The organism is Rhodococcus sp. BS-15 (assembly GCF_000813105.1).
Classification (GTDB): Bacteria; Actinomycetota; Actinomycetes; order Mycobacteriales; family Mycobacteriaceae; genus Rhodococcoides.
Window position 1 is genome coordinate 1 of the sequence record NZ_BAOX01000274.1, and the last position, 6550, is coordinate 6550.

The 6550-nt window shown below is 65.3% G+C and carries 7 protein-coding genes and 4 pseudogenes; 1 reads left to right on the plus strand and 10 read right to left on the minus strand.

The features are described 5' to 3' along the window. The 3 genes and pseudogenes from RHBS_RS32380 to RHBS_RS32385 all read right to left on the minus strand — a co-directional run. A partial coding sequence (locus RHBS_RS32380) for a S1 RNA-binding domain-containing protein (protein WP_374700644.1) occupies window positions 1-314 on the minus strand: 314 nt, incomplete at its 3' end. A gap of 8 nt (window positions 315-322) precedes the next feature. Continuing rightward, window positions 323-1960 (minus strand): annotated as a pseudogene (locus RHBS_RS22370) (hypothetical protein). Continuing rightward, window positions 1960-2238: a Tex-like N-terminal domain-containing protein gene (locus tag RHBS_RS32385; protein ID WP_374700645.1), complete on the minus strand. Its 279-nt coding sequence runs from the start codon at window positions 2236-2238 to the stop codon at window positions 1960-1962. Before RHBS_RS32385 ends, RHBS_RS22370 begins: the two are co-directional and overlap by 1 nt. Before the next feature lie 68 nt (window positions 2239-2306). Here RHBS_RS32385 and RHBS_RS22375 point away from each other — a divergent pair, with 68 nt between their 5' ends. After that, window positions 2307-3260 (plus strand): serine hydrolase, encoded by a 954-nt coding sequence (locus tag RHBS_RS22375; protein WP_121870151.1) that lies wholly within the window; start codon window positions 2307-2309, stop codon window positions 3258-3260. Between the two features lie 5 nt (window positions 3261-3265). On the opposite strand, the gene trmD is transcribed toward RHBS_RS22375, so the two are convergent. The 7 genes and pseudogenes from trmD to RHBS_RS22405 form a co-directional block, all read right to left on the minus strand. Continuing rightward, window positions 3266-3946: a tRNA (guanosine(37)-N1)-methyltransferase TrmD gene (trmD, locus tag RHBS_RS22380; protein WP_121870152.1), complete on the minus strand. Its 681-nt coding sequence runs from the start codon at window positions 3944-3946 to the stop codon at window positions 3266-3268. A 3-nt stretch (window positions 3947-3949) separates the two neighbouring features. Further along, window positions 3950-4492: a ribosome maturation factor RimM gene (rimM, locus tag RHBS_RS22385; RefSeq protein ID WP_121870153.1), complete on the minus strand. Its 543-nt coding sequence runs from the start codon at window positions 4490-4492 to the stop codon at window positions 3950-3952. A 14-nt stretch (window positions 4493-4506) separates the two neighbouring features. Next, window positions 4507-4749: an RNA-binding protein gene (locus RHBS_RS22390; RefSeq protein WP_094614376.1), complete on the minus strand. Its 243-nt coding sequence runs from the start codon at window positions 4747-4749 to the stop codon at window positions 4507-4509. After that, window positions 4746-5221 (minus strand): annotated as a pseudogene (gene rpsP, locus RHBS_RS22395) (30S ribosomal protein S16). The gene RHBS_RS22390 and the pseudogene rpsP overlap by 4 nt, the downstream one beginning before the upstream one ends. A gap of 188 nt (window positions 5222-5409) precedes the next feature. Then, window positions 5410-5625 carry a CPBP family intramembrane glutamic endopeptidase gene (locus RHBS_RS31030; protein WP_306303570.1) on the minus strand — a complete coding sequence of 72 codons (216 nt, stop codon included), beginning with the start codon at window positions 5623-5625 and terminating at the stop codon, window positions 5410-5412. 38 nt (window positions 5626-5663) lie between these two features. After that, window positions 5664-6179: pseudogene (locus RHBS_RS32390) on the minus strand (CPBP family intramembrane glutamate endopeptidase); the annotation flags it as partial. A 56-nt stretch (window positions 6180-6235) separates the two neighbouring features. Further along, window positions 6236-6550: pseudogene (locus tag RHBS_RS22405) on the minus strand (amidohydrolase family protein); the annotation flags it as partial.

A 6550-nucleotide genomic window follows, 5' to 3' on the forward strand; every position in this document is an offset into this window, starting at 1 on the left:
GCCGGCCTGATTCGCCCCCCGCGGCCCCGTCCCTGGCCTCGAGGACGGTCACCCTGCTGTCCGCGGGCGGCGTCCTTGCCGCCTGCCGCACCGGGTTCGTCGTCCAGCCGCAGACTCAGACCGATGCGCTGACGGGGGATGTCGACCTCCATCACCTTGACGCGCACGACGTCGCCGGACTTGACGACCTCGCGCGGGTCCTTGACGAAGTTGTGCGACATCGCCGAGACGTGCACCAGCCCGTCCTGATGCACACCGACGTCGACGAATGCCCCGAACGCCGCCACATTGGTCACGACTCCCTCGAGCGTCATGCCCGGCTTCAGGTCGGCGACCTTCTCGATACCGGCGGCAAAGGTCGCGGTCTTGAACTCGGGACGAGGATCGCGTCCCGGCTTCTCGAGTTCGGAGATGATGTCGGTGACGGTGGGCAGACCGAATCGGTCGTCGGCGAATTCGGCTGGGTCGAGTGAGCGCAGCAGTGTCGTGTTGCCGATGACCTCCCGCACCCCGACGCCGGCCTTGCCGACGATGCGCCGCACGACGGGATAGGCCTCGGGGTGCACGCTCGACCGATCGAGTGGATCCTCTCCCCCGGAGATGCGGAGGAACCCGGCGCACTGCTCGAAAGCCTTGGGGCCCAGGCGCGGAACGTCCTTGAGCGTGCTGCGGCTGGAGAACGGACCGTTCTGGTCGCGGTGCGCCACGATGCTCTCGGCAAGAGAGCCGGCGATACCGGAGACCCGCGAGAGCAACGGAACCGACGCGGTGTTGACGTCGACGCCGACGGCGTTCACCGCGTCCTCCACGACGGCACCGAGTGATCGGGCCAGCAGAGTTTCGGAAATATCGTGCTGATACTGCCCCACACCGATGGACTTGGGATCGATCTTGACCAGCTCGGCCAACGGATCCTGCAATCTGCGGGCGATCGAGACGGCACCGCGGATCGACACATCCAGTTCGGGCAACTCGCTCGAGGCGTAGGCGGAGGCGGAGTACACCGACGCTCCGGCCTCGGACACCACCACCTTGGTCAGATTGGCGGCAGGGAACTTGGCGATCAGTTCTGCTGCCAGAGAGTCGGTTTCACGCGATGCGGTGCCGTTGCCGATGGCGATCAATTCCACCTTGTGCTTGGCGGCCAGGCCGGCGAGGGTGGCCACCGCCTGATCCCACTTGCCCTGCGGTTTGTGCGGTAGATGGTGTCGAAGTCGACGACCTTTCCGGTGGCGTCGACGATGGCGACCTTGGTGCCGGTCCGGAAGCCCGGGTCCAGGCCCATGGTCGTGCGGTTGCCCGCCGGCGCGGCGAGGAGCAGGTCCTTGAGGTTGCTCGCGAACACGTCGACGGCGTCCTTCTCGGCGGATTGGCGCAGTCGCATGCGGGTATCGAGGGAGACGGTCACCAGCATCTTGGTGCGCCACGCCCATCGGACGGTATCGAGCAGCCACTTGTCGGCGGGCCGTCCTCGATTCGCGATCCCGAATTTGGTGGCGATTCGACCCTCGTAGACGCTCGGCACCCCGGGGGTCGGTTCGTCACGCTCGGGCTCGAAGCCGAGCGAGAGTATTTCTTCCTTCTCGCCTCTGAGCGTGGCGAGGATGCGGTGCGAGGGCAGGCTCGTGAACGGTTCCGAGAACTCGAAGTAATCGGAGAACTTGGCACCCTCTTCCTCCTTGCCCTTGCGAACCGACGCGACGAGCTTGCCGGACGTCCACACCAGTTCGCGCAGTTCACCCACCAGATCCGCGTCCTCGGCGAAACGCTCGACGAGAATCGCCCGTGCGCCGTCGAGTTGCTCCTGATCGAACTGAGCCGGGTCGGTGGTGGGGTCGGAGAACAGGGCGTCGGCGACGGGCTCGTGCCCCGCCTCCCGCGCAATCTGAGCCTTGGTTCGACGCTTGGGCTTGAACGGCAGATAGATGTCTTCGACGCGCGCCTTGGTGTCGGCCAGCATCAACGACTGCTCGAGCGCGGCGTCGAGCTTGCCTGTGAGCGGATGGACTCGATCACGGCGTCTCTGCGCTCGTCGAGCTCGCGCAGGTACCGCAGCCGCTCGTCGAGCTGACGCAGTTGCGTGTCGTCGAGGGTGCCGGTGACTTCCTTGCGGTAGCGCGCGATGAACGGGACCGTAGACCCGCCGTCGAGCAGCTCCACGGCGGCACGAACCTGTTCTTCACGAACGTCGAGTTCTTCGGCTATGCGCTTGTTCACAGATTTCAGAGCAGTGGTCACGGCGATGGACCCTACCGCTACTGTGGGACAAGTCGGTCAGCGGTTCAACGTGTGGGAGAGATACGCGGATGGTCAGGGGGTCTCGATTCCTGGCTGCAGCCTGCGCCTCCCTGTTGTTGGCCGGGTGCTCGGTTCCTCCCGACGATCAGATCGGTGACTCCGCCTCGCAGAACATGGCCGAGACGTCGGCATCGCCCTTTCCCGATATGGAGAAGGTCGACGGCGTAGCCCTCGAATCGCGTATCCCGATGGCGGTCGCGTCGGCCCAGGCCCGTGGTGCCGATGTCGATTTCGCGCTGTTGGATCGTCAGACAGGCTCGTATTACAGCAGCAACGCCGATGTTCAGGTCGAAACCGCGTCGGTGTCCAAACTCTTTATCGCCGACGAGGTGTTGTTCCGAGCGCAGTCGGAGAACCGTCCGGTCTCGGCCGACGACCTGGCCACCATGACCAGCATGCTCGAATTGTCCGACGACAACGCCGCGTACACGCTCTGGTATCGCTACGGCTCGTCCGAGATCGTGCGCACGGTCGCGGCTCGCTACGGCTTGACAAGCACCACAGCTCCCGGCGACGACCAGTGGTACAACACCGAGACCACGCCCAGCGACCTGGTCGGCTACTACGCGGGGTTGCTCAACGGCAGCGGCGGCCTGACGACTGCGTCGACGGACGTGGTGATCGGAATGCTGCGTCGTTCGGCACCGATAGCCGCGGACGGCTACAAGCAACATTTCGGGATCGTCGACGGTTTGCCCGGCGAAAGCGTGCACGCTGTGAAGCAGGGCTGGATGTGCTGCGTGTCCGATCGGTGGGTACACCTGTCGACAGGCACGATCGGTCTCGACAACCGCTACGTTCTGGCGCTGTCGTCACGCGAGGACATCTTCTACGCAGACGACATGGAACGCTATCCGGACACCGCCGTCGTCGACGTCAGCGACGACGCCAGCGCACTGCATGCAAGGGATACTCTCACCGGCTTCGTCTCGATGCTCTTCCCCGACGGCACCGTCAGCTGAATTCGTCAGTCCTGCAACAGGTCCGGACGACGCTCGGCGGTCCTGTCCAGTGATTGCTCTCGACGCCACGCAGCGATCTTCGCGTGATCACCCGAGAGAAGTACCGGCGGAACGTCGAGATCGCGCCACTGCGCGGGGCGGGTGTAGCTCGGCCCTTCGAGCAGTCCGTCGGAGAACGAATCCTCCTGGTGCGACTGCTGATTGCCGAGAACCCCTGGCATCAGTCGCACCACGGCCTCGGCCATGACGAGGACGGCCGCTTCGCCGCCGATGAGTACGTAATCGCCGATGCTGACTTCCTCGACACGGACGCGGCGCGCGGCGTCGTCGAACACACGTTGATCGATGCCTTCGTATCGGCCGCAGGCGAATACGAGATGCCGCTCGGAGGACCATCGCTCGGCTGTCCGCTGGGTGAACGGCACACCGGCCGGAGTGGGGACGACGAGGAGAGAATCGTCTGTCAGCACGTCGTCGAGTGCGTCTCCCCACACTGTCGGCTTCATGACCATTCCCGGTCCACCGCCGTAGGGCGAATCGTCGACGGCCTTGTGCACGTCGTGAGTCCACGATCGCAGATCATGGACCTCGACCGAGACGAGGCCGCGGTCGATTGCTTTGCCCAGCAACGCAGTTCGGAGCGGCGTGAGATATTCGGGAAAGATGGTGACGACGTCGAGGCGCACGATCTACTCCGGATCCAGCAGACCCTCGGGCGGATCGATCTCGATCGTCTTGTCGGCCAACGACACCGAGGTCACGATGGCCGCAACGAACGGCACGAGAATTTCGGCGCGGGTGGCTTCGCCGAAACCAGGACTCGGCGTGATGGAGAGCAGCTCCCCCGCTGCAGAGTGGAGGACCTCACGGACCGTTCCCACGACGGTGCCGTCGGTCAGGATCACCGTGAGGCCTTCGAGTTCGTGGTCGTAGTACTCGTCCGGGTCGTCGGACGGCGGAAGGTCGGTGGATTCGACGACGAACAAGATGCCGCGTAGTTGGTCGGCGGCCGTCTTGTCGTCGATACCGTTCAGACGCAGCAGAAGCCGCCCGGAGTGTTCCCGGACGGCGTCCACTGTGTACGAGGCCGGCTGCGCGTTCGATCGGGGCTTACGTCCCGAGAGAACGGTTCCTTCGGCGAAACGGTCGTCGGGGTTGTCGGTGCGAACCTCTACGACGACTTCGCCTTTGATGCCGTGCGACTTCGCGACACGGCCGATGACCAGCTCCATGATGGGTGTGTGACCTAGGCGTCCGTGTCGACCACGTCGACGCGGATGCCGCGACCACCGATTCCCGAGACGAGCGTGCGCAGCGCCGTAGCGGTACGACCGCCACGTCCGATGACCTTGCCCAGATCGTCGGGGTGCACGTGGACTTCCACGGTGCGGCCGCGACGGCCGGTGATCATCTCGACGCGAACGTCATCGGGATTGGCGACGATGCCGCGAACGAGATGTTCGACGGCATCGGCGACAACGGCACTCACTTCTCAGCAGCCTCGGCGGCCGGCGCGTCTGCCGTCTCGGTTGCTGCAGCGTCGGTGGTCTCCGCAGCGGCGTCGTCGGCCTTCGGAGCCTTCTTCTTCTTGGCGGTGGTGGCCTCGCCTGGGGCTCGGAGTCGGCCTGCGCCAGTGCGGCGTTGAACAGGTCGAGCTTGGACGGCTTCGGCTCGGCGAGGCGGAGGGTTCCCTCAGCGCCGGGGAGGCCCTTGAACTTCTGCCAGTCACCGGTGATCTTGAGCAGTGCCTCGACAGGCTCGGTCGGCTGTGCGCCGACGCCGAGCCAGTACTGAGCCCGCTCGGAGTTGATCTCGATGATGCTGGGGTCCTGCTTGGGCTCGTACGTGCCGATGGTCTCGATCGCACGGCCGTTGCGACGGGTGCGAGCATCGGAGATGACGACGCGGTAGTGCGGGGTGCGGATCTTGCCGATACGCATGAGCTTGATCTTGACAGCCATGTTCTGGTGGAGCCTTTCGAAAGTTGGTCACGGCGCAATTCAGCGGTTCGCACGGCATGCGAGCCCGGTTTTGCGTTGAGGGTTGTTGTGACCGCCGCGCGGTACGTAACCGGAAGACGGGCGAACAGCTGTTCATTGTGCCAGACGGGCAGCGCGATCGGTGAATCGGGCCTGCAGAACCACTCCTGTCACGCGAGCAGGATCACCAGGGCAGGGAGGGTGTTGTTCACCGAGTGCGCCGTGGTCGACGCGACGATCGAACCGGAGCGCATTCGTGCGATGCCGATCGCGAAGCCTCCCCACAACAGCACCACGAAGCGCCACCACTCGCGGTGCCAGATCGCGAACAACACCGCGGTGATCGCCAGGACGACCCATCGGTTGCCCAACCACGCCATGGGCATCGGCGGGTGCGTTTCTCCAGCGCTCCCCACAGCATGCCGCGGAACATCACTTCCTCGCAGATCGGCGCACCGAGCCAGATCCACACGGCCAGAGCGATTTTCCAGCCGACCGCAAAGTCGGTGACGTTGCCCAACGGCATCGGGTCGTCCAACTCGATACCGGACAACAGAATCAGCGCCAGCAGGAGGCCACCGACCACCGCGACGCCACCCCACGCCAACCCGGATCGGAGATGACCGAGGAATTCAGGGGTGGACCTGGGGAGGCCGAAGTCGACGACGGGGCCGTTGCCCCGAGTCATCGAGATCGCCACCGCCAGTCCCGTAGCAAGCAGGCTCGGAATCATGATGCCCACCACGAACACGGCCGAGGCGTCCGACGTCACAACGAGCCCGAGCATCAGGAATCCCACCAGGTTGAGCCCCAGCACCAACGCCGCGGCCGGTAGTCCCCACCGTTGACCGCTTCTGCGTTCGAGCGCGGCCTGCTCGGCTCGCCAGTAGGTTTCGGACAACCCCGATCCCTGCTGCTGAACGTGATTCATCGGTGCCATGCCGGCCCAGCTGGGACGGTCCGGATCGGGCTGTCCTGCATCACTTCTCGGATCGGTCACCGTCGGCCCGCCGGTCCGCTCGTCGTGCGGCCGCGCCGGTCGGTCACGCGTCCGCGCAGGATCACCAGATCCGGGTTGGACAGCACCTCCGGTCCCCCTCGCGGATCTTCGGAGTAGACGACGAGATCTGCGGGAGCGCCGTGCTCGAGCCCCTGCCGACCCAGCCACGACCGGGCGTCCCAGCAGGCAGCACCGAGTGCGTCGGTCGGCGAGAGTCCGACGGCAGCGAGTGCGGCGACCTCGTCGGCGATGCGGCCGTGCGCGATCGAACCACCGGCGTCGGTACCTGCGTAGAGGGGGAATGCCCGCCA

Bases quoted from the DNA above. Each gene is read 5' to 3' on its own strand.
- RHBS_RS22375 (WP_121870151.1), top strand. From the start codon at position 2,307: ATGGTCAGGGGGTCTCGATTCCTGGCTGCAGCCTGCGCCTCCCTGTTG.
- rimM (WP_121870153.1), bottom strand. From the start codon at position 4,492: ATGGAGCTGGTCATCGGCCGTGTCGCGAAGTCGCACGGCATCAAAGGC.
- RHBS_RS31030 (WP_306303570.1), bottom strand. From the start codon at position 5,625: ATGCCCATGGCGTGGTTGGGCAACCGATGGGTCGTCCTGGCGATCACC.